This is a genomic window from Streptomyces sp. NPDC002044 (genome assembly GCF_040296725.1).
GTDB classification, from domain to species: Bacteria; Actinomycetota; Actinomycetes; order Streptomycetales; family Streptomycetaceae; genus Streptomyces; species Streptomyces antarcticus.
This window is the reverse complement of record NZ_JBEOXU010000027.1, coordinates 38,261-59,902: the sequence shown is the minus strand read 5'-3', so window position 1 is coordinate 59,902 and position 21,642 is coordinate 38,261. Positions and strand designations below refer to the sequence as shown.

Sequence of the window (21,642 nt, the reverse complement as noted above, 5' to 3'; positions counted from 1 at the left end):
TCCCCCCCCCCCCTTCCCCCCCACCCCCCCCGGGGCGGGGGGGGGGGGCGGGGGGGGGGGGGGCGGCGGCGCCCCCCCCCGCGGCCGCAGCCGCGATGGACAGCCCGGCGCTGCTCTAGGGAGCGCCGCCGCGTCCGGGCCGGTCCGTGTCCGGGCCGGTCCGTGTCCGGGCCGGTCCGTGTCTGTCCCGGTGCGTCCCGTCCCGGCGTGGGCGGCGCTCGCGGGGCGCGGGTGGTGCGGTCCGGTTACGCCAACTGGCCTAATCAGTACGCCACTTACACCCATGTGGGTGACAGGGTGTGGGTGGGCCGTACCGTACGGTTCGCTTCATGATCGACCGTTCCGTCCCGCGCCGGGTGCTCCCGGCCCCGGAGCCGCGGGACGCGGCGACCGTCCAGGCCGTCCTGCCCGTACGGCCCCGGACCGGCCGACTCCTCGTCCTGGCCACGGTGTTCGTCTGCGCCGCCTGCGGGCTGGTGTACGAACTGGAGCTGCTCGCCCTCGGGACCTACCTCATCGGCGACTCCGTGACCCAGGCGTCGGTCGTCCTGTCCGTCATGGTCTTCGCCATGGGGGTCGGCTCCCTGCTCGCGAAGCGGCTGTGCCACCGGCCCGCCTTCGGCTTCGGCGCCATCGAGGCCGCGCTCGCCCTGCTCGGCGGGCTCTCGGCCATGGCGCTGTACGCGAGCTTCGCCTGGCTGGGCGAGTCCCGCCCCGCGCTCGTCGCGTTCTCCTTCGCCATCGGGGTGCTCATCGGCGCGGAGATCCCGCTGCTGATGGTCCTCATTCAGCGCATCCGCAGACAGGACGCGGGCGGCGCCGTCGCCGACCTCTTCGCCGCCGACTACGTCGGCGCCCTGGTCGGCGGCCTCGCCTTCCCGTTCCTGCTGCTGCCGCTGTTCGGCCAGCTCACCGGCGCCCTGCTCACCGGCACCGTGAACGTGGTCGCGGGCGGCGGGCTCGTGCTGTGGCTGTTCCGCCGCGACCTGAGCCGGCGCTCCCGCTGGATCCTGATCGTCCTCAACGCGGCCGTCCTGGCCGTCCTCGGCAGCGCCACCGTGCTCGCCGACGACTTCGAACGGGTCGCCCGGCGGGCCGTGTACGGCGGGGAGGTCCGCGTCGCCGTCCAGACCGGGGTGCAGGAACTCGTCCTCACCGGGCCGCGGGCCGGCTCCCCGCGCTCCCTCGACCTGTACCTCGACGGGCGGCTGCGGGTCAGCGGGTACGACGAGTACCGCTACCACGAGGCGCTCGTGCACCCCGCGATGACCGGCCCGCACGGCCGGGTCCTGGTGCTCGGCGGCGGCGACGGGCTGGCCGCCCGCGAGGTGCTGCGCTACCCCGACGTCGACTCGGTCACCGTCGTCGAACTCGACCCCGGCGTGGTCAGCCTCGCCCGCACCGATCCGATGCTCTCCGCGCTCAACGCCGGGGTGTACGGGGACCCGCGCCTCGGCGTCGTCAACCAGGACGCCTTCGGCTGGCTGCGCCAGCCGGCCGCCCGGGACCGGTTCGACGTCATCGTCTCCGACCTCCCCGACCCGGGCATCACCCCCAGCACGAAGCTGTACTCGCAGGAGTTCTACGGGCTGGCCGCACGGGCCCTGCGCCCCGGCGGGCGGCTCGCCGTGCACGCCGGGCCGATGGCCGCGCGGCCGCGCTCGTACTGGACCGTCGAGTCCACCCTGCGCGCCGCCGGCCTGCGGACCGCCCCCTACAGCGCGGGCGGACGCCTCTCCGGCTTCGCCGCCGGACCCGACCGCACCCCGCGGCTCCTCGGAACCGCACCGCCGCAGGACTGGGGCTTCGTCCTCGCCGCCCGCGAGCAGGTGCCCGCGCTGCGCGTCGACCGCGACACGCCGGGGCTGCGTTCGCTGTCGACGCGGTCCCTCCAGGACGCCGCGCGCGACACGGAGCGGACCCGGGTGCCCGGACTCCCGCCGTCGACGCTGCCGCACCCGCGGTATTCGTGACCCGGCACGGGTCTCGTCGGTAGGCTCGGCCGCATGGAGCATCAGGTGTTCGTTCCGGTACCGCCCGACGACCTCCGCGCCGTACTGCGCGACCCCGTCCGGGTCGCCCGGTGCGTACCCGGACTCCAGCAGGACGCCGACGCGGCTTCGGGGCCGCTCTCGGGCCGGCTGAAGGTCCGGGTCGGCGGGCACACCGTGACCTACCGGGGCGCGCTGATCGTCACCGAGCGGACCCCCGGCCGCTTCACCGCCGACGGCGAGGGCACCGAGGTCCGGGGCCACGGCACCGTCACGGTCGCGGTGGAGCTGCGGATGATCCCGGCGGACGGCGGGACCCGGCTGGAGTTCACCGCCGAGGGTGCCGCCGACGGGCGCGCGGCCGCGTTCACGCCGGGGGCCACCGCCACCGCCGTACGCCGGCTGCTGGACCGGACGGCCGAGCAACTGGCCGCCGTCGCGGGCGAGCCGGCCGAGGCGGCCGCGGACGGAGCCGAGCCGGTACGGGCGGCCGCCGACGACTCCGATCCCGTCGCCGAGGGCGAGGCCGGAGAGGAAGCCGACGCCGCCGGGGAGGAGATCAGCGAGGTCACGGAGTCCCTGTACGGGACCGACGCGCCGGCCCCGTCCCCGGACCCGTTCCTCGCCGGGGCCCCGGACGAGCCGGCCGGGGCCCCGCGGCCCCCGGCCGAGGCCGCGCACGCCCGCCGCACCATGATCGGCCGCAGTGCCGAGGAGGTGGACCACGCGCCGCCGAGGGGCCGCTACGCCCCCGTCCCCGCACCCTCCGGCGGCGCGGCCGGGGACAGCCTGCGCTGGCTCGCCCCGGCCGCCGCCCTCGCCGTGGCCTCGGCCGTCGTACTCGGCAGGGCGCTGCGCCGCCGACGCTGACGACCGGCCCGCACTAGGGTCGGCGGCATGAGTACGCAACTGAGCGCCGGTGGCGCCGAGGTGACCGTCGACCAGGAGAACGGCTGCCGGATCAGCAGCCTGCGCATCGACGGGACGGAACTGCTGCGCCAGGGCGCGCACTACGGGGCCTTCCCCATGGTCCCGTGGTGCGGGCGGACCGAGAACGGCCGGTTCCAGGACGGTGCGACCGTCCACCAGCTGCCGGTCAACCACCCGCCGCACGCCATCCACGGCTTCGGCCGCGACGCCGCCTGGCGCCGGGCCTCCGCCGGCCCCTCGGACGCCGTGTTCACGTACGACCTCGCTGACCCGTGGCCCTACCCCGGCCGCGTCACCCAGATCGTCGAGCTGTCCGAGAACGCGATGACCCTCACCCTGGGCATCGAGACCTACGAGGATTCCTTCCCGGCACAGGCCGGCTGGCACCCGTGGTTCCGCCGCGACCTCGGGACCGGGAAGGACGTGCGCGTCGACTTCACCGCCGGCTGGCAGGAGGAGCGGGGTGAGGACCATCTCCCCACCGGCAACCGGATCGACCCGCTGCCCGGCCCGTGGGACGACTGCTTCGGGATGCCGGAGGGGGTCGACGTCACCCTCACCTGGCCCGGCGCTCTGGAGCTGAGGGTGACCAGCCGCGCCGAGTGGGTGGTCGTCTACGACGAGGAGGCCGAGGCGGTCTGCGTGGAGCCGCAGTCCGGCCCGCCGAACGGGCTGAACAGCCTGCCCCGCCTGGTCACCCCCGTGGACCCGCTGGAAATCTCCACCACGTGGGCCTGGCGGCGGCTCGGCTGACGCCGGAGGGGGCCGTCTAAGCTCAGGGCCATGACTGACGTACACGATGCGCTTCTGCAGCAGATCAAGGACAAGGCCGTCGTGCACGGCAAGGTGACGCTCTCCTCCGGCCGTGAGGCCGACTACTACATCGACCTCCGCCGGATCACCCTCGACGGCGAGGCGGCCCCGATGGTCGGTCAGGTCATGCTCGACCTGACCGCCGGGCTGGACTTCGACTGCGTCGGCGGCCTGACCCTGGGCGCCGACCCGGTCGCGACCTCGATGCTGCACGCCTCCGCCGCGCGCGGCGGGCGCCTGGACGCCTTCGTCGTCCGCAAGGCGCAGAAGGCGCACGGCATGCAGCGCCGCATCGAGGGCACCGAGGTGAAGGGCAAGCGCTGCCTGGTCGTCGAGGACACCTCGACGACCGGCGGCTCCCCGCTGACCGCCGTCGAGGCGGTCCGTGAGGCCGGGGGCGAGGTCGTCGCCGTCGCCACGATCGTCGACCGCGGGGCGGCCGACGCCATCGCGGCCGCGGGCCTGCCGTACCTCACCGGCTACCGCCTTGGGGACCTCGGCCTGTCCTAGGTCCGACGTCCCGCGCCGGGCCGGTCCGGACCGCCCCGGGCTGCCCCGGACCATAGGGTTCCGGCCTGCGGGACCGTGGTCACAACTGGTGACGAAGGTCCCCGGACGTCCCTGAGTAGGCTCTGACCTGCTGTTTTGTGAGCCGCCGGGGTGTTTCACGTGAAACACCCCGGCACGTTCTGCCCGCCTCGTGTGACCGGCGGGGTGGAGTGTCGCGCGGAGTCTGGAAAGATAGGCGCGACGATGACGTCGCCCCCAGGTCAGGGCCCGCAATAAGCACACTCCCCGCACATCCAAGGAGCGGACAGATGCCCATCGCAACCCCCGAGGTCTACAACGAGATGCTCGACCGGGCGAAGGCAGGCAAGTTCGCCTACCCGGCCATCAACGTGACCTCCTCCCAGACCCTGCACGCCGCGCTGCGCGGCTTCGCGGAGGCCGAGAGCGACGGCATCATCCAGATCTCCACCGGTGGTGCGGAGTTCCTGGGTGGCCAGTACAACAAGGACATGGTCACGGGCGCCGTCGCCCTGGCGGAGTTCGCGCACATCGTGGCCGCGAAGTACGACATCACGGTCGCGCTGCACACGGACCACTGCCCCAAGGACAAGCTGGACGGCTACGTGCGTCCGCTGATCGAGGTCTCCGCCGAGCGCGTGGCCCGCGGTCTGAACCCGCTCTTCCAGTCGCACATGTGGGACGGCTCCGCCGAGACCCTGGCCGACAACCTGGCCATCGGCCAGGAGCTGCTGGCCAAGGCCGCCGCCGCGAAGATCATCCTTGAGGTCGAGATCACTCCGACCGGCGGCGAGGAGGACGGCGTCAGCCACGAGATCAACGACGAGCTGTACACCACCGTCGACGACGCGCTCCGCACCGCCGAGGCCCTGGGCCTGGGCGAGAAGGGCCGCTACCTGCTGGCCGCCTCCTTCGGCAACGTGCACGGCGTCTACAAGCCGGGCAACGTCGTCCTGCGTCCCGAGCTCCTCAAGGACCTTCAGGCCGGCGTCGGCGAGAAGTACGGCACGTCCTCGCCGTTCGACTTCGTCTTCCACGGCGGTTCGGGCTCCACGGCCGAGGAGATCGCCACCGCGCTGGAGAACGGCGTCGTGAAGATGAACCTCGACACCGACACCCAGTACGCCTTCACCCGCCCGGTCGTGGACCACATGTTCCGCAACTACGACGCGGTGCTGAAGGTCGACGGCGAGGTCGGCACGAAGTCCAAGTACGACCCCCGCACCTGGGGCAAGGCCGCCGAGGCGGGCATGGCCACGCGCGTCACCGAGGCGTGCGCGAACCTGCGCTCCACCGGTACCCGGCTGAAGTAGCGGTACCGCTCCACCAGGCAGACCGCATCACCAGGCAGTACGTACCAAGGGTCTGCCGGTCCCCCCGGACCGGCAGACCCTTGGGTCGTCGACGGGGCGCGGCCGGCGTGGCGCGTCCGCCGCGCCGGCCGGGTCGCCCCGCCCGCTCGTGCGCGCCGCCGGGGCGCCGGTCCCGTCGGCGCGGTGGTCCCGTCAGCGCATCGGCGGGACGGCGTCGACCGGCTCGGTGCCCACCAGGGCGGCGAAGACCTGCTCGCCGTCCTGGATGCCCGTCACCCGCACCGACCGGGTGTCCGCGTCGCCCAGCCCGGTCGGGGCGGGTTCCGCGTGGATCCACAGGGGGCTGCCGAACTCGGCGTAGCGCTGATAGCTACTGATGACGGAGACGGGCAGTACGTCGCCCCCGCCGCCGAGGGCCACCGCTGCCTGCCGGGCGGCCTCCAGGAGGACCATGCCGGGCAGGTGGTCGCCGGTGTGGTCGAAGAGCACGGGGTGGCGGGTGTCGTAGCGCAGCCGCCAGACCCCCGGACGGGGACCGTCGGCGAGCACGACGTCGAACGGCGAGAGCCGGCCGACGGCGGCGGGCAGGACCGAGGCCGGCGGGAGCGAGGCCACGGGCTCCTTGGCGAGCTGCTCGGCGCGCAGCCGCCGGTAGACGGCCGGCGAGGTGACGGTGTAGCCCACGCGGCCCGTCGCGACGACGCGGCCGTGCTGACGGATCACCACCTCGTAGCAGAGCGCGGTGAGCCGGTTGCCGCGGCGGCGTATCTCGGGGCAGGTGACCGTCAGGTCGAGGTCGGCCGGAGCCCTGCCGATCACCAGGTTCTCGGGAACGGTGGAGTACTCCAGGGACCAGAGCAGGAACTGGTGTCCGAGCGGCACGCCGAAAGCCTCGTGGGCGAGGTACGAGCCGACCTGCCGGACGGTCTCGGCGATCAGCATCGGGTCGTAGTGCGTGCCCCCGATGGGGGTGAAGAAGCAGTGCCCGCGCGGCCATTGGGCGGTGATGTGGAAGAGGTTCTCCGCGGGGCGGCACATGCCGGTCAGGAAGACCTCGGCGAAGGCCGCGCGGTGGACCAGCGCCCTCGGAACCGTGGTCGCCCGGCCGTCGTCCGAGCCGGCCGGACAGACACAGCTCGTGGTCGAGGCTGAGGTACTGAAGTCCATCGGTTCCAGAGTCGTGATCATGAAGTCCCTCGTCATCATGGCCGGATACAACAAACTTCTACTGCCAACAAAGTACGTACTTCAGGGTTTGATTATCTCTCAGATGATTACCCGAGGAACCCACGCCCGTCCGTACAGAGTGACGCAGGCCATAGCCCGATTCAATGCCCGGGTGGCTCAATTGTGAAGATTGCCCAGGTCAGATCCGGTTTCTGATGTGGTCTACGCCATAGAGTCCGAGAGCTGCCGGGCCGGATGGCGGAACCGGCATCCGGTATCTTTCTCAACGCGCGGCACTCCGCGTACTGGTAGGTATTTTTCGGGGGGCCCGCCAGGCGCGCGGGCCACATCTGCCCGAAAACAGCCCGTGCCGGCCTCCCCCGCACGATCGGAGCGCCATGCAGCCCCTGCGGCAACTGCGGCTCGCCGCCCTGAACATCGACGGCGTCCTCCTCAACGACACCTTCAGTCCGGTCATCCACGGTTTCGTCACGAGCCGCGGCGGGTCCTACGACGGCGAAGTGGAACGCGGGATCTTCTCCCAGCCCCGTGCGGTCGCGGCGCTGGCGATGGGCCGCGCGGCCGGGGTGGACTGGACCGCGGACAAGGTGCTGGAGGTCTACTTCGAGGAGCGGGCCGCCCACTTGGAGCGGCATCCGCTGCACGTGCTGCCCGGGGTCGCGGAGCTGCTGCACCGGCTGCGCGGGCTCGGGCTGCGGACCGTCTGCTACGGCGGTCTCGACAAGGGGCACTTCGACCACTACCTCGGCCACCTCGCGCACCTCTTCGACGGCCCCGGGTACGTCAGCACGGACTCCTTCCGCCCGGGGGTGCACGAGATCGCCGTCGACGTGTTCGGTCTCGACCACGGGCAGGCGCTCTTCGTGGACGACGTGGCACGGGTCGCCGAGGCGGCGTTCGGCCTGGGGGCGTCGTTCATCGGGCACCCGAGCCCCTTCGAACACGGCTTCCAGGGGCAGCAGATGCGCGAGGCGGGGGTGCGCCACCTGGTCGGCTCGCTCGACGAGATCGACGAGGAACTGCTGCGCGCGGTGGACGCCGAGGCGGCGGACGCGGCGGGTGCGACGGACGCGGCGGGTGTGGCGGGCGCGGAGCGCGGTGCGAGGACGTACGTGTGAGCCGGTGAACCGGTGAACCGGTCAGCCGGTGACATGGTGAACGCGCAGAGGGGCGAACGGGTGAACGGGTGAAGGGGAGCGGCATGCAGGTGCGGATACAGGCGCAGGGACAGCGGCAGGGTCTGCTGGAGGGCAAGGTCGCGCTGATCACCGGGGCGAGCAGCGGCATCGGAGCCGCCGCCGCCCGGGTCTTCGCGCGGGAGGGCGCGAGCGTCGTTCTCGTCGCGCGGCGCGAGGAACTGCTCCGGGAGCTGGTCGCGGAGCTGTCGGAGCAGGGCGCGCAGGCGCGCTACGCGGTGGCGGACGTGACCGTACGCGCGGATGCCGAGGCGGCGGTGGCCCTGGCGGTCGAGTCCTTCGGCCGGCTCGACTGCGCCTTCAACAACGCCGGTTGGGGGACCGGCCGGACGCCGCTGCACGAGATGGACGACGACCTGTACGAGCGGATCATGCGGGTCAACGTCGACGGGGTGTGGAACTTCCTGCGCCCGGAGATCGCCGCGATGCTGGAGACCGGCGGCGGGTCGATCGTCAACAACAGCAGCGTCGGCGGACTGCTGGCCACCCCGGTGGCGGCGCCGTACGTCGCGGCCAAGCACGCGGTCATCGGCCTCACCAAGGCGGCCGCGGCCGAGTACGCGGCCCGGGGCATCCGGGTCAACGCGGTGGCGCCGGGCACCACGCGGACCGAGGTGGTCCAGGAGTGGTTCGCGGCGGTGCCCGGGATCGAGGCCCAGCTGCACGCCGGTACGCCCCAGCCGCGGACGGCGGAGCCGGCCGAGATCGCCGAGGCGGCCGCCTGGCTGTGCAGCGACAGGGCGTCTTTCGTCACAGGAGTCACGATGCCTGTGGACGGCGGCTTCGTGATGGTGTGAAACTGCACGCACAGGAACGTACCCGGGGGCATGAAAAGATACCGGGTACGGGGGATGGTGGGTGAGGACGGTTCACCCGCCGGCTGCCGGGGGAACTCTGAGCGCAGCGGCATGACCGACGGGGGCAGGAGAGGGCTCGGCACATGAGGACAGAACGACCCCAGGTCAAGCAGGACCGCGCGGTGCGAACCCGGCAGGCGATCCTCGAGGCGGCGGCGGTGGTGTTCGAGGAGCGTGGGTACGAGGCGGCGAAGCTCTCCGACATCGTCAACATCGCCCGGGTGACCAAGGGCGCGCTCTACTTCCACTTCGACTCCAAGGAGCACCTCGCGCAGGCGGTGGTCGACGCCCAGGTGGCGTCGGCCCCGAACGCGGCGCCCCAGGAGTACAAGGTGCAGGAGTTCGTCGACATCGGGATGATCTTCTCGCACCGGCTGCGGCACGACTCGCTGATGCGGGCCAGCGCCCGGCTCACCCTCGACCAGACCACGCTGAGCCTGGACCGGGCCTCGCCGTACGCCGCGTGGATCGAGATGCACGTTTCCCTGATGACGCAGGCCAAGGCACGTGGCGAGCTGATGCCGACGGTCGATCCGGTCGTTCCGTCGCAGCTGATCGTCGGGTCGTACGCGGGCCTCAACATGATGTCGCAGATGCTGGACCTGGACCTGGACGAGCAGGTGTCGGCGCTGTACACGCACGTGATGCCCAACGTCGTGGTGCCGTCGCTGGCGATCCGGCTGGACACCGCCCCGGGCCGGGGGGCGCGGGCGCTCTACGGCCCGCAGGGGACGCACCCCTGCGCCTACGGATGTGCCTCGGGAGTTCCCGTCCTCGCGACGGGGGGAGGGGAACCCGGCCCGCGGGTGACCGCGGAGGCCGGCGCCGGAGCCGGCGCCTGACGGGTCCGGCGCCGGCCGGACGGCCCGCCGTGCGCGCCCGCGCCTGAGGGCCGGGCGGACGCCCCGGACGAGGGGACCCCGCGCGAGGGGGTGCTCCGTCCGGGGCGTCCGCATGTCCGGGGGCGGTTCGGGGCCGGCTGCGGGTGGGGTGCTCGCAGGGCGCGGGTGGATGTTTCCACGGGCGGTCCGGGGCTGTTTCGTGTCCGGTGGGCGGAGACGGGTTGCCAAAAAATCCTTCCCGGTATTATTTTTTCCCGGAACGGCGTCGCCATCGTCGCCGTGTCCGGCCATCTCTGGGGGAGCGAACTGTGGACATCGACGTACTCGGAGGGCTCCGCGTCACCGAGAACGGTGTGCCCGTCGTGGCGCCCACCCCGGCGGCCCGGCACGTCCTCGCCGTCCTCGCCGCCCACGCCAACCAGGTGGTTCCCGTGTCCGTACTGGCCGACGAGCTGGCCGGCCGGGTACCGCCCGAACACGCCCGGGCCGTCGCGCACTCCGCGGTGCGCGTCCTGCGCGACCGGCTGGCCGCCGCGCTGGACGCCGGTCCGGATGCGGCGCGCACCGCCGAGGACGTCCTGCCGTCGGTACCCGGCGGGTATCTTCTCGACACCGGCGGCGGCCGCTGCGACCTCGACGAGTTCGAGCGCGGCGCGGGCGCGGGCTACCGGGCCATGGCCCGGGGCGACTTCGACACCGCGGTCCGCCGGCTGCGCGGAGCCCTCGACCTGTGGACCGGCCCGGCCTTCGCGGGCGTCGAGGCGGGGCGCTGGCTGGGCGCCCGCATCGCGTTCCTGGAGGAGTCCCGGCTCGCCGTCCTCGGGCAGTGGGTCGAAGCCGGTCTCGTCCTGGGCCGCCACCGCGAGCTGCACACCGAACTCTCCGTGCTCCTCGCCCGGCACGGCGGCCGGGAGTCCCGGTCCGGCGGCCGGGAGCAGCCGGACGAACCGTACCTGGCGGCCCTGCGCCGCTCCGGGCGGCGCGTGGGGTCGCTGCGCCACCTGCACTCCCTGGCCGCCGCGCTCGACGCGGACGGCGGCCGCAGCCCCGCGGCGGCCGTACGCGCCCTGCGCCGGGCCGTGCTGATGGGCCCGCCCGGCGCGCGGTGCGCCTGAGCCGAAGCCGGAGCCGCCCCGTGCGCTCCGGGGGGCCGTTCCGGGTGCCCGGGGCTCAGTCGATGACCGCGGTGGCCTCGATCTCCACCAGGTGGTCGGGGACGTCCAGGGCCGCGACGCCGATCAGGGTGCCGGGAGGTACCGGGGTGCCGCCGAGCCGTGCGGCCGCGCGGGCCACCCCCTCCAGGAAGAGGGGCATCTTGTCGGGGGTCCAGTCGACGACGTAGACGGTCAGCTTCGCCACGTCGTCGAAGGTGGCGCCGGCGGCGGCCAGGGCGGTGCCGGCGTTGAGGTAGCACCGCTCGACCTGAGCCGCGAGGTCGCCCTCGCCGACCGTGGCGCCGTCGGCGTCCCAGGCGACCTGTCCGGCGATGAAGACCAGCTTCGAACCGGTCGCGATCGACACCTGACGGTACGCGCCGACTTCCGGTAGTCCCTCGGGGTTCACCAGGGTGATGGCCATGCTGCCCGCCTCCTCGTCGTGGTCACTTGTGGTTACTCGGGAACCGTAAGAGAGTGGCCGCTGACATGGAAGAACGCACTTTTTGGTGACAGGGGAACCTCATGGTGACCAAGCAGTTCAGCGGCTCGCCGGACGACGCGGATCTGACGCGCGCGGACTCCCTGGCACGGGAGATCTTCTCGGACGTGGCCAACAAGTGGGCGTTCCTGATCATCGATGCGCTGGGGGAGCGGACGCTGCGCTTCAGCGAGGTGCGCGACGAGATCGAGGGGATCAGCCACAAGATGCTCACCCAGAACCTGCGCATGCTGGAGCGCAACGGCCTGGCCGAGCGGAAGGTCCACCCCACCGTGCCGCCGCGGGTCGAGTACACCCTCACCGAGCCGGGCCGCGCCCTGCGCGAGACCGTCCACCGGATGTGCGACTGGACCCACCGGTACCTCGGCCACATCGAAGCCTCACGGCGCGGCTTCGGCGGCTAGCGCCTCTTTCGGACCGAGGGCGAGGATGACGCCGTCGAGCCCGTCGAGGTGGGTCCCGTCGTCCAGGCGGACGGCCCGGGGGCCGTCCGGAACGCCGTGGACGCCGTGGACGCCGTGGACGCCGTGGCCGTCGTGGACGCCGGTGACCGACACGGCCCGGGCGCGGTGCACTTCGACCGCGACGTGCGCGGGGGTGTTCCGCATCAGGTGCTCGAACGCGTCGCGCAGATAGGCGGCGTGGAGGGCGGCCGTCGGATGGCTCCCGGGGCCGAGGCGGCGGGCCTCGGCGAGGGTCCGCGCGCCGTGCTCGCCGTACGCGGGGTGCTCGCCGTGCCCGCCGTACGCCCCCTGCTCGCCCGCTTCGGCCGACCGGGCCAGGGACCGGGCCCACTCGTACAGGTTCGGGCCGCGCCCGGCCGGGCCGCCGGATCCGGTGCCGGTGTCCGCGTAGACGGTGATCTCCGACGCGGCGGTCTCCACGCGCGGTTCGCGGCCGGACCACCCCGCGGGCCGAACGGGGCCCGCGCCCGGAGCGGCCGGGTCGACGACGTGGATGAGCAGGGAGCCGTGGCGTGCGGCGCCGCGCTCCCGCGCGAGCAGCCGCTCCAGGACCGAGAGGCCGCGGGCGCCCGCGCCGACCAGACACAGCTCGGTGGGGGAGTGGAGGGAGGTCATGCGGGGGCTCCGTTCCGCGGAGGGGCAGTGGGGCCGCGTGCGGCATCGCCGGAAGGGTGCTTTTCCGTGCGCGGTACGGTCAAAGGCCGATCCGATGGTCCGTCAGGTCGGTGGTGGCCCGGGGCCCGGTGGCGCACGGGACCCGGCGTCACTCCTGGCGGCCCCGGCGGCCGGGGAGCGCCCCGCGGACGCCCCTCACCTGCGACGGATCCGCTTGACCCCTCGGCACCCGGAACCTAGGTTCGGGTCATCTGGCCTGAAAGTACTGGTCAGCCGGGGGGAGACAGAGATGCATCGGGACATCGGCGCCGCCGTCGGGCCGGGGAACGGCGGGGCGCTCGCCGTGCTGGAGCTGCTCGCCCAGGACGCCCCGCAAGCCCGGTTCGACGCCCTGCTGGACGAGGCCCGCGCCTCGGGCGCGGACGGGGTGCGGCTCGACGGGCTGACCCGGGCGCTGAAGCTGGCCCGCGCGGTCCGGACGGCCAGGGACGCGGACAGCGGCACGAGCGGCACAAGCGGCCCGGGCACCGCAGGCACAGGCACAGGCACCGGCACCACAGGCACCGGCACCCCCACCACCCCCACCACTGACGTGGGCCCGGCCCGGGCGGCGGCGCACACCGCGCTCGCGGACACCGCGCACGACCTCACCTCCGCGTACGACCTGGACGCCCTGCTGCGCGTGGTCCTGCGCCGGGCCGGCCGGCTGCTCGGCCTGGACGTGGCCTGGATCGCGCTGGACCGGCCGGACGGCACGGCGTACGTACGGGCCTCCGAGGGCGGGACCACCGTGCTGAGCGCGGGCCTGGACCTGGGCGCCCGTACCGGGCTGGGCGGGATGGCGCAGGCCCGCCGCGCGCCGGTGTGGACCGCCGACTACCCGGCCGACGGGGCCGTCCCGCGCGGGCCCGCCGTGGACGGGGCGGTCCGGGCCGAGGGCTTGCGGGCGGTCGTCGCGGTGCCGTTGCGGGCGGCCGGGGACTCGACCCTGGGCGCGCTCTGCGGGGCCGTACGCACGGTGCGCCGCTTCACCCCGGACGAGACCGGGCTGCTGCTGTCCCTCGCGGACCTGGCGGCCGTCGCCGTCGAGCGCGCCGGGCAGCTGGAGCGGGTCCGTGCGGAGGCCGGCGAGCTGGAACGGTTCGGCTCCCGCACCAACACGGCACTGACCCGGGTGCGTTACCTGTGGGAGTGCCACGCCCGGCTGGCCGGGCTGGTCCTGGACGGTGCGGGCCTGCCGACGGTGGCCCGGGCCACCGCGGACGCGCTCGACGGCGTCCTTCAGGTACGCGATCCGGGCGGCCGCCCGCTGGTCTCCACCGGGCCGCTGCCCGCCGGCCTCGACGAGGAGGCCGTGGCCCGGGCGGCGCTGGTGGTGCACACCGACCGGCGGCCGGTGGAACTGCCCGGCGACGTGTGGCTGGCCCCGGTGCTGGCCGGCGCCGAGGACCTGGGGGTCCTGGTGCTGCACGCCTCGGCCCCGCTGACGGCGGAGGACGTACGGCTGTTGCAGATGGCCGCGCAGACGGTGGCAGCGCTGGTCCTGATCCAGCGCGGCACGGCGGCCGCGGAGGGCCCGGTCCACGAGGAACTCCTCCAGGACCTGCTGGACCGGTCCGGCCGCGCCGACCGCTCCGAGCGCTCCGACCGGCACCTGCTGGAGCGCACCCGGCGTCTGGGCGTGGAGCTGGAGGAGCCGCACGTCGTGGTGGTGGCCCGGCCCGAGGGCGGCGAGCTGGGCAAGGCCGTGGCGTGGGCGTCCTCGTACGCGTACCGGATGAACGGCCTCAAGGGCGTGCGCCGCGGCTGCATCGTGCTGGTGCTGCCCGGCTCCGACGCCTCGGCCGCCGCCCGCCGGGTCTCGGCCGAGCTGTCGCCGATGCTGGGGCACCCGGTGTCCACCGGGGCGGCCGGGCCCTCGGCGGGCGCGGGCGAGGTGGCCCGGGTGTACGCGGAGGCCGTGCGCTGCCTGGACGCCCTGACCGCGCTGGACGGTGCCGGGGGTACCGCCTCGCTCAGCGAACTGGGCTTCCTGGGGCTGCTGTTGTCCACCGACCACGATGTGGACGCGTTCATCGAAGCGACGGTCGGGCCGGTCCTCGCGTACGACGCGGTCCGCGTCACGGAGCTGACGCGCACCCTGGAGGCGTACTTCGACTCGGGCGGCAGTCCCACCCACGCCGCCGAGGTCCTGCACGTCCACGCCAACACCGTCTCCCGCCGTCTGGACCGGATCGCCGAACTGCTCGGCCCCCTCTGGCAGAAGCCGGACCGCGCCCTGGAGATCCAGATGGCGCTGCGGCTGCGCAAGGCCCGCGGGGTGCTGCACGACCGGCGTACGGAAGCGGACCGGCAGCGGTCCGGCACGGCGTAGGCGCGGCCCACCGCAGTACGGGCCCGGCACGGACCGCGCCCCGTCCCCGTCCCCGTACGCCCCGCCCCCGTACGTCCGCCCCCGTACGGGCCCCCGCCCCGGGCGGGTCAGCGCGGCGGGGGCACCGGGTACGGCCGCTGCCGCTCCTGCCCGGCCAGGGCGTGGGCGGCGTGGGCGACGGAGGCCAGGGTGACGTGCCGCTGCCAGCCGTGCAGGGAGCGGCCGGCGTAGTCGCGCAGGCCCACGTCCCGCCCGGTGTGCTGGGCGCAGTGCGCGACGCGGCGGGCCTGCTTGGTCATCCGCAGCAGCGGCCCGACGGCCGGCCGGGTCAGGTCGGTGATCCACAGCTGGGACGGCGGCCTGCGCGGGTCGGTCCACTCGCCGATGAGCAGCAGCTGGCGGCGGCGGGCCGGCGAGGGGTCCGGCATCATCACGCGGACGGCCGCGGCGAGGGTGCTGCGCTGTGCCGGGGAGCCGGCCGGGTCGGGCCATTCGACGGGCATGCGCAGGCCCTTGACGGACTGGAGGAGGTCCCCGGCGTTCAGGGCGCCGGAGCCGTAGCCGGGCAGCGACGGATCGGTGACCAGGAGCCTGCCGGCCGGGCTGATCCGGGCGATGACGGGCACGCGGGCCTCGGCGAAGCGGTTCATGGTCAGCCGGGTGCCGATGTCCCGGATGTCGAGGACCACGGGGCGGACGGGCAGGCCGCTGCCGCGGACGGTCTCGATGACGCCGAGGGCGGCGCACTCCTCGTACGGCGCGGCGTGCGCGGGCGCGTCCCCGGCGGTGGTGTGGCGGGCGGTGTTGGCCCGTACCTCCGCGGGACCCTCGGAGTCCGGCAGGAACAGCCGCCAGCCGACGGGGGTGGCCATCTCGGGCGAGGTGAACCAGGTGCCGAACGCCTGCTGCCCGCGGAACATCTGCCCCTGGTGCGGATCGAACCGGTGGCCCGTGCCCACCGAGTGCTCGCCGCCCTTGGGGATGACCATCGGCTGGGCGACCCAGGCCGCGAGCGGGCCGTTGGCCGCGAGGTGGCGGGTGAGGGCCGTGCGGATCGGCTGCCAGTCCCAGGTGGAACTGGAGATGAAGTGGTGCAGGCTCTGCTCGGCGGCGGGCCCGCCGTCCTGCGCGGCGATGCCGCGGATCGACTTGCGTCCACTGGTGGTGAGCAGCCCCCGTACGTACCGCAGGCCCTTCTCCCGCTGGTCCTTGCGGGGGAGCGAGGCGAGGACCGTGGCGCACAGGTCCTCGGTCACCTCGTCGAGGGGGTCGCGCCGGGCGCGCACCGTGCGGGCACGGCCCCCCTGCGCCTCTGGGGCCTCCTGCGCCCCCGGTACCCCTGAGGACCCCTGCACCCCTGGCATCGCCTGTGCCCCCTGCACCCCCCGCGTCGCCTGTGCCCCCTGCGCCCTCGCGGCGGTTCCTTCCTTCCGGACGATGGTGTTCATGACGGTGGTCACGACCTGCCCCCTTGGCTGAGTCTTCTGCGGTCCCACCGTCCACCGGCGGCCCGCGGGCGGGGGAGGTGTTGCGGCCACCGGGCTGGGGGCCGGGGGTGGTGTCCCGTCACCACCCCCCGGGGCGGCACGGGCCCGGGGGTCACCTCCGCGGTGGCCGGACCACCGCGGAGGTGACATACGGGCCGGGTGGACGTTGCCCGCCGGAACCGGGGGCCCGAGGATCGCGGTACGTGACACATCGGCCGATCGCCGTGCCCGGGTGCCGGGGGCACGCCGTGCACGGAAAGCGGGAGGACTCCTTTGAGCACGATCCGGGACCGCGGGCCGCGGACCGCGGCGGTCCGCACGGGCGGGCCGGTCCGCACGAGCGGGCCGGGCAGCGCGGGAAGCGCGGGAAGCACGGGAAGCGCGGGCAGCGCGGGCCGTGCGGTCGGCGCGGGCAGTACGGGGAGGGCGCTCGCCGCCATCGTCGAGGGCGTCCGCGCCGACCTGACCGTACGTCAACTCCGGGTGCCGCTCGGCGACCTGAAGAGCCTGGCCGCCGTCGGCCCGCCGCCCATCGACGCGGTGGCCGCCCTGCGCCGGCCCGAGGGCGTCCAGGTCATCGCCGAGATCAAGCGGGCGAGCCCTTCCGCGGGACCGCTCGCCGGCGTACCCGACCCGGCCGCGCTGGCCGCCGCGTACGAGGCGGGCGGCGCCGCGGCCGTCAGCGTCCTCACCGAGCAGCGCCGCTTCCGCGGCGGCCTGGCCGACCTCGACGCGGTCCGCGCGCGGGTCGGCGTACCGGTCCTGCACCGGGACTTCGTCGTCTCCCCGTACCAGCTGTGGGAGGCCCGCGCCCATCAGGCCGATCTCGCGCTGCTGACCGCGGCCGCGACATCCGGGGCCGAACTGGCCGTGCTGGTACGGCTCGCCGAGGACATCGGGCTGACCCCACTGGTCGCGGTGCACACCCGGGAGGACGTGGTCCGCGCGGTCGCCGCCGGAGCGCGCCTGGCCGTGGTCAGCGCCCGCGACCCGCGCACCCTGGAAGTGGACCGCCGGACCTTCGCGAAGCTCGCCGCCGCGATACCCGACGACGTGGTCCGGATCGCCGAGTCGGGGATCCGCGACGCCGGTGACGTGGCCGCGTACGCCGCCGAGGGCGCGGACGCGGTCCTGGTCGGCGAGGCCCTGGTGACCTCCCGCGCACCCCGCCGCGCGGTGGCCGCCCTGGTCGCCGCGGGGGCCCGCCGCCGCCCGGCCTCCCACCCGCCCCGCTGACCGACCCGGTCGGCGGTACGTCCCCGTACCCGTTCCGACAGACTGTGCCCATGTCCATTCACCAGAACCTCCTCGGGGGCCCCGCCCCCACCCACCTCCCCGACGAGCCGGGCCGCGAGGCCATCGCCGCCGGGACCCCCGCCGTCGAGGTCGCGGCCGCGCACCCCACCTCCTCGCTCGCCTGGGCGGTCCTGGCCGACGAGGCGTTCGCCGCCGGCCGCACCGTCGAGTCGTACGCCTACGCCCGTACCGGCTACCACCGCGGCCTGGACGCCCTGCGCCGCTCCGGCTGGAAGGGCCACGGCCCGGTCCCGTGGGAGCACGAGCCGAACCGCGGCTTCCTGCGCGCCCTCGGCGCCCTGTCGCGCGCGGCCGGGGCGATCGGCGAGAAGGAGGAGTACGAGCGCTGCTCCACCTTCCTGCGCGACTCCTCCCCGGCGGCGGCGGACGCGCTGGGCGCCTGAGCGTCCGGCGGCGGGTCGGCGACGAGCCGGCGGCGGGTCGCCGGCGGGTGACGCGGGACACATGCGTGTGACCTGCGTCACTCCCCGCTGGAGCGCCGCCGCGAGCGCGTCCTATGATGCGGGCAGGGGACCGGGGCTCCACTCACCCAACGGAAGGAGCGGACCGCTACCCGGAAGCACGTGTCGAGGAGACAGCGATGTCGAACACCCTTGATGCCTCCGGAGCCGGTTCGGACACCCCGAACCTCGACTTCGACGGCACCACCCCGTACGAGGACTACGTCCAGGCGGACGTCCTCACCCACCTCCAGCACCTCCGCTCGGACGACCCCGGCGAGATGGTCTTCCTGGTCACCACCCAGGTCATGGAGCTGTGGTTCACGGTCATCGTCCACGAGTGGGAGACCGCAGCGAAGGCCGTCCGCGAGGACCGGCTGCCGGTCGCGATGGACGCGCTGAAACGTTCCCTCCGCGAGCTGGAGGCCCTCAACGCCTCCTGGCGCCCGCTCGCCCAGCTCACGCCCGGCCAGTTCAACTCCTACCGCTCCGCCCTCGGCGAGGGCTCCGGCTTCCAGTCGGCGATGTACCGCCGGATGGAGTTCCTGCTCGGCGACAAGTCCGCCTCCATGCTGGTTCCGCACCGCGGCGCCCCGCGCGTCCACGCGGAGCTGGAGAAGGCCCTGCACGAGCCCAGCCTGTACGACGAGGTCCTGCGCCTCCTGGCCCGCCGCGGCCTGCCCGTCCCGCCCGCCGTCCTGGACCGCGACCTCTCGCAGCGCTACGAGCCCTCCGCCGAGGTCGAGGCCGTCTGGACGGCCCTGTACGCCGACCCCGACGCCCACGCGGACCTGCACCGCCTCGGCGAGGTCCTCACGGACGTCGCCGAGCTGGTCTGGCGCTGGCGCAACGACCACCTGGTGGCGACCCGCCGAGCGATGGGCGCCAAGACCGGCACGGGCGGCTCCGCCGGGGTGGCCTGGCTGGAGAAGCGCGCGACGAAGAACGTCTTCCCGGAGCTGTGGACGGCGCGCAGCCATGTCTGAGCCGACGGCCCCCGAGGCCCCCGACCGCACCGCCGCCCCCGCCGCTGCCGCGCCCGCTGCGGCCCCCCTCACGGGGGACCTGGCGGCCCGCGCCGCACTGCTGGACACCGCCGACGAGCTGGGCAAGCTCCGCGACCGCTTCACCCTGCCCGACGGCCTCGTGTACCTGGACGGCAACTCCCTCGGAGCCCTGCCGTCCGGCGTGCCCGGCACCCTGGAGGACGTCGCCCGGCGGCAGTGGGGCGAGCTCCTCATCCGCTCCTGGGACGAATCCGACTGGTGGACCGCGCCCGAGCGGATCGGCGACAAGCTCGCCCCGCTCATCGGCGCCGCCCCCGGCCAGGTGGTGGTGGGCGACTCCACCAGCGTCAACCTCTTCAAGGCCCTCGTCGGCGCGGCCCGCCTCGCCGTCCCCGGCCGCACGACCATGCTGGTCGACGCCGCCACCTTCCCCACCGACGGCTACATAGCCGCCTCGGCGGCCCGGATGACCGGCCTGACCGTCACCCCGGTGGACCCCACGCACGCGGCGGAGGCGATGGACGCGGACACCGCCGTCGTCCTCCTCAACCACGTCGACTACCGCACCGGCAGGCTGCACGACCTCGGCGCGCTGACCGCGGCGGCCCGTGCCGCCGGGGCCGTCGTCGTCTGGGACCTGTGCCACTCCGCGGGCGCCCTGCCCGTCGGCCTCGACGCCCACGGTGCGGACCTCGCGGTCGGCTGTACGTACAAGTACCTCAACGGGGGCCCCGGTTCCCCCGCGTACCTCTACATCGCCGAGCGTCACCAGACGGCCTTCGACTCCCCGCTCCCCGGCTGGACCGGGCACGCCGACCCCTTCGCCATGACCCCGGGCTACGTCCCGGCCGACGGAGCGCGGCGCGGCCGGGTCGGCACCCCGGACATCCTGTCCATGCTGGCCCTGGAAGCGGCGCTCGACGTCTGGGACGGGGTCTCCGTCGAGGCGGTGCGCGCCAAGTCCCTCGCCCTGAGCGACTTCTTCCTCGAATGCGTGGCGGCGTACGTCCCGAGCGGCCGCGTCGAGTCGGTCACCCCGGTCCGGCACGCCCACCGCGGCAGCCAGGTGTCCCTGCGCGCCGAGAACGCCCGCGCGATCATGGCGGAGCTCATCTCCCGCGACGTCGTCGGGGACTTCCGCGCCCCCGACGTCCTGCGCTTCGGCTTCACCCCGCTCTACGTCGGATTCGCCGATGTCGAGCGTGCCGCGCGCACCCTGGGTCACATTTTCGGGTGACCCGGTAGCGAAACGTCACCTCACGCGGCGGGCGGGGCTACGGCTCCGCCCGCCGTCGTACATCCACGCCCCCGCACGGAACGCGCCGTTCCAGACTGATACGGTCCCGCTCTGCCGGAACACCGGGACATCTGTCCCCGCTGCCCCACGCGTTACCGAGAGGTTGAGCCGATGACGGACCCCGCCGCAGTGGAACGGGACGCCGCCGAGGCCGCCTCGGCCTTCGCCCACCCGCCCGTCGCACCGGACACCACCGCCGCGTACGGGGACCACCCCGACCAGGTCGTCGACTTCTACGCCCCGCGCGGCGCGGCCCGCGGCCCGGTCCCGCTGGTGGTCCTGCTGCACGGCGGGGCCTGGCGGGCCCCGTACGACCGGCAGCACGTCACCCCCTTCGCCGACTTCCTGGCCCGGCGCGGCTACGCCGTGGCCAATGTCGAGTACCGGCGCGGCAGTCCGGTTCCGCACCAGAACGCCGACGGCCCCGTCGCGGGACGCTGGCCCGAGACCTTCGACGACGTCGCCGCCGCGCTGGACGCCCTCCCGGACCTCGCCGCGGCCGCGCTCCCGGACGCCGACGTCCGCCGTACGGTCGTCACGGGCCACTCGGCCGGCGGCCACCTCGCGCTGTGGGCCGCGGCCCGGCACGTCCTGCCGCCGGGATCGCCGTGGAGGCTGCCTTCCGCGCCGCTGCTGCGCGGCGTGGTGGCACTGGCCCCCATCGCTGACTTCGCGGTGGCGCAGGAGCTGGGCGTGTGCGGGGGCGCGAGCGCGCAACTGCTGGGCGGGCCCGCTCACTTCACGGAGCGGCTGCCGTACGTCGACCCCTCGGCCCTGCTGCCGACCGGGATCGCCACGGCGGTGGTCCAGGGCCGGGACGACATCGTGGTCCCGGAACGGGTGGCGGAGTCGTACGTGGCCGCGGCGGCCCGTGCGGGCGAGCTGGTCGGGCTGACGCTGCTGGACGGCGTCGGTCACTTCCCGCTGATCGACCCGGCGGCGGACGCGTGCGCGGTGGTCTTGGAGGAGATCTCGCAACTGGCCTGGTAGAGACCGGCCGCGCGGTGCAGCAGTACGGCGTGCACGAGCCGGCCCCCGGGGCCCGGGGGGCACCGCCAGGCGAGCGGCCAGCAGCCGTCGAGTGCCGGGACGGGTACGTAGCTGCTGCGCAGCGGCCCGGAGGTCAGTCGGGTGAACCCCTCGGGCCACATCCGGTACGCGGCGCCGCCGACGGGGATCAGGAAGTAGGTCGGCCGCCGGCCGTTGCATTGTGTGACGATCGGCCCGGGGTCACCGGCTGTGAGCGTGACGAGGAGATCGGCGAGGCTCCGTCCGGTGTCACCGTCCACACGTACTGCGTCAAATAGCACTCCTGCCTTGCGCATTC

Annotated in this window: 21 protein-coding genes; 16 read left to right on the top strand and 5 right to left on the bottom strand. The window is 74.3% G+C overall.

Translation table 11 applies throughout. The features are described 5' to 3' along the window. The first annotated feature begins 329 nt into the window (after positions 1-329). From ABT106_RS10230 to fbaA, 5 genes are all read left to right on the top strand, one after another. On the top strand, positions 330-1,973 hold the full coding sequence (locus tag ABT106_RS10230; protein ID WP_351274979.1) for a polyamine aminopropyltransferase: 1,644 nt from the start codon (positions 330-332) through the stop codon (positions 1,971-1,973). A gap of 33 nt (positions 1,974-2,006) precedes the next feature. Then, positions 2,007-2,861 (top strand): SRPBCC family protein, encoded by an 855-nt coding sequence (locus ABT106_RS10225; RefSeq protein ID WP_351274977.1) that lies wholly within the window; start codon positions 2,007-2,009, stop codon positions 2,859-2,861. Between the two features lie 27 nt (positions 2,862-2,888). Beyond that, a complete protein-coding gene (locus ABT106_RS10220; RefSeq protein WP_351274975.1) occupies positions 2,889-3,674 on the top strand; it encodes an aldose epimerase family protein in 786 nt (261 codons plus the stop codon). A 30-nt stretch (positions 3,675-3,704) separates the two neighbouring features. Next, positions 3,705-4,244: an orotate phosphoribosyltransferase gene (gene pyrE, locus ABT106_RS10215; RefSeq protein ID WP_351274973.1), complete on the top strand. Its 540-nt coding sequence runs from the start codon at positions 3,705-3,707 to the stop codon at positions 4,242-4,244. Positions 4,245-4,552: 308 nt separating this feature from the next. After that, positions 4,553-5,575 carry a class II fructose-bisphosphate aldolase gene (gene fbaA, locus ABT106_RS10210; protein WP_351274971.1) on the top strand — a complete coding sequence of 341 codons (1,023 nt, stop codon included), beginning with the start codon at positions 4,553-4,555 and terminating at the stop codon, positions 5,573-5,575. 192 nt (positions 5,576-5,767) lie between these two features. On the opposite strand, the gene ABT106_RS10205 is transcribed toward fbaA, so the two are convergent. After that, the gene (locus tag ABT106_RS10205) at positions 5,768-6,763 is read right to left on the bottom strand and encodes a ScbA/BarX family gamma-butyrolactone biosynthesis protein (protein ID WP_351274969.1); all 996 of its coding nucleotides are present in this window, start codon (positions 6,761-6,763) and stop codon (positions 5,768-5,770) included. Positions 6,764-7,140: 377 nt separating this feature from the next. Here ABT106_RS10205 and ABT106_RS10200 point away from each other — a divergent pair, with 377 nt between their 5' ends. The 4 genes from ABT106_RS10200 (at position 7,141) to ABT106_RS10185 (ending at position 10,773) form a co-directional block, all read left to right on the top strand. After that, complete coding sequence (locus ABT106_RS10200) at positions 7,141-7,881, top strand: HAD family phosphatase (RefSeq protein ID WP_351274967.1); 741 nt, start codon at positions 7,141-7,143, stop codon at positions 7,879-7,881. Between the two features lie 83 nt (positions 7,882-7,964). Beyond that, entirely contained in the window at positions 7,965-8,756 is a 792-nt protein-coding gene (locus tag ABT106_RS10195; RefSeq protein WP_351274965.1) for a glucose 1-dehydrogenase, read from the top strand. A 143-nt stretch (positions 8,757-8,899) separates the two neighbouring features. Then, positions 8,900-9,658, top strand: a complete 759-nt coding sequence (locus tag ABT106_RS10190) for a ScbR family autoregulator-binding transcription factor (protein ID WP_351274963.1) — start codon at positions 8,900-8,902, stop codon at positions 9,656-9,658. A 308-nt stretch (positions 9,659-9,966) separates the two neighbouring features. Then, positions 9,967-10,773: an AfsR/SARP family transcriptional regulator gene (locus ABT106_RS10185; RefSeq protein WP_351274961.1), complete on the top strand. Its 807-nt coding sequence runs from the start codon at positions 9,967-9,969 to the stop codon at positions 10,771-10,773. 55 nt (positions 10,774-10,828) lie between these two features. Here ABT106_RS10185 and ABT106_RS10180 read toward each other — a convergent pair whose 3' ends face one another. Beyond that, a complete protein-coding gene (locus tag ABT106_RS10180; protein ID WP_351274959.1) occupies positions 10,829-11,236 on the bottom strand; it encodes a RidA family protein in 408 nt (135 codons plus the stop codon). Positions 11,237-11,337: 101 nt separating this feature from the next. Here ABT106_RS10180 and ABT106_RS10175 point away from each other — a divergent pair, with 101 nt between their 5' ends. Beyond that, positions 11,338-11,718, top strand: coding sequence for a winged helix-turn-helix transcriptional regulator (locus ABT106_RS10175; RefSeq protein WP_351274957.1), 381 nt, complete (start codon positions 11,338-11,340; stop codon positions 11,716-11,718). Here the strand turns inward: ABT106_RS10175 and ABT106_RS10170 are convergent. Next, positions 11,695-12,393: an FAD/NAD(P)-binding protein gene (locus tag ABT106_RS10170; RefSeq protein ID WP_351274955.1), complete on the bottom strand. Its 699-nt coding sequence runs from the start codon at positions 12,391-12,393 to the stop codon at positions 11,695-11,697. The two genes, ABT106_RS10175 and ABT106_RS10170, sit on opposite strands and share 24 nt — an antisense overlap. A 289-nt stretch (positions 12,394-12,682) precedes the next feature. Here ABT106_RS10170 and ABT106_RS10165 point away from each other — a divergent pair, with 289 nt between their 5' ends. Then, the gene (locus tag ABT106_RS10165; RefSeq protein ID WP_351274953.1) at positions 12,683-14,767 is read left to right on the top strand and encodes a helix-turn-helix domain-containing protein; all 2,085 of its coding nucleotides are present in this window, start codon (positions 12,683-12,685) and stop codon (positions 14,765-14,767) included. A 107-nt stretch (positions 14,768-14,874) separates the two neighbouring features. On the opposite strand, the gene ABT106_RS10160 is transcribed toward ABT106_RS10165, so the two are convergent. Then, complete coding sequence (locus ABT106_RS10160; protein ID WP_351274951.1) at positions 14,875-16,053, bottom strand: IS701 family transposase; 1,179 nt, start codon at positions 16,051-16,053, stop codon at positions 14,875-14,877. Positions 16,054-16,692: 639 nt separating this feature from the next. Here ABT106_RS10160 and trpC point away from each other — a divergent pair. The 5 genes from trpC (at position 16,693) to ABT106_RS10135 (ending at position 21,305) form a co-directional block, all read left to right on the top strand. Further along, on the top strand, positions 16,693-17,490 hold the full coding sequence (gene trpC, locus ABT106_RS10155; RefSeq protein WP_351274985.1) for an indole-3-glycerol phosphate synthase TrpC: 798 nt from the start codon (positions 16,693-16,695) through the stop codon (positions 17,488-17,490). A gap of 50 nt (positions 17,491-17,540) precedes the next feature. After that, positions 17,541-17,954: a DUF3151 domain-containing protein gene (locus tag ABT106_RS10150; RefSeq protein ID WP_351274949.1), complete on the top strand. Its 414-nt coding sequence runs from the start codon at positions 17,541-17,543 to the stop codon at positions 17,952-17,954. A gap of 197 nt (positions 17,955-18,151) precedes the next feature. Further along, positions 18,152-18,997 (top strand): tryptophan 2,3-dioxygenase, encoded by an 846-nt coding sequence (locus tag ABT106_RS10145; RefSeq protein WP_351274947.1) that lies wholly within the window; start codon positions 18,152-18,154, stop codon positions 18,995-18,997. Next, on the top strand, positions 18,990-20,255 hold the full coding sequence (gene kynU, locus ABT106_RS10140; protein ID WP_351274945.1) for a kynureninase: 1,266 nt from the start codon (positions 18,990-18,992) through the stop codon (positions 20,253-20,255). Before ABT106_RS10145 ends, kynU begins: the two co-directional genes overlap by 8 nt. 171 nt (positions 20,256-20,426) lie before the next feature. Then, a complete protein-coding gene (locus ABT106_RS10135) occupies positions 20,427-21,305 on the top strand; it encodes an alpha/beta hydrolase (protein ID WP_351274943.1) in 879 nt (292 codons plus the stop codon). Here the strand turns inward: ABT106_RS10135 and ABT106_RS10130 are convergent. Further along, entirely contained in the window at positions 21,230-21,604 is a 375-nt protein-coding gene (locus ABT106_RS10130; RefSeq protein ID WP_351274941.1) for a hypothetical protein, read from the bottom strand. The genes ABT106_RS10135 and ABT106_RS10130 overlap by 76 nt on opposite strands. Between the last annotated feature and the right edge of the window lie 38 nt (positions 21,605-21,642).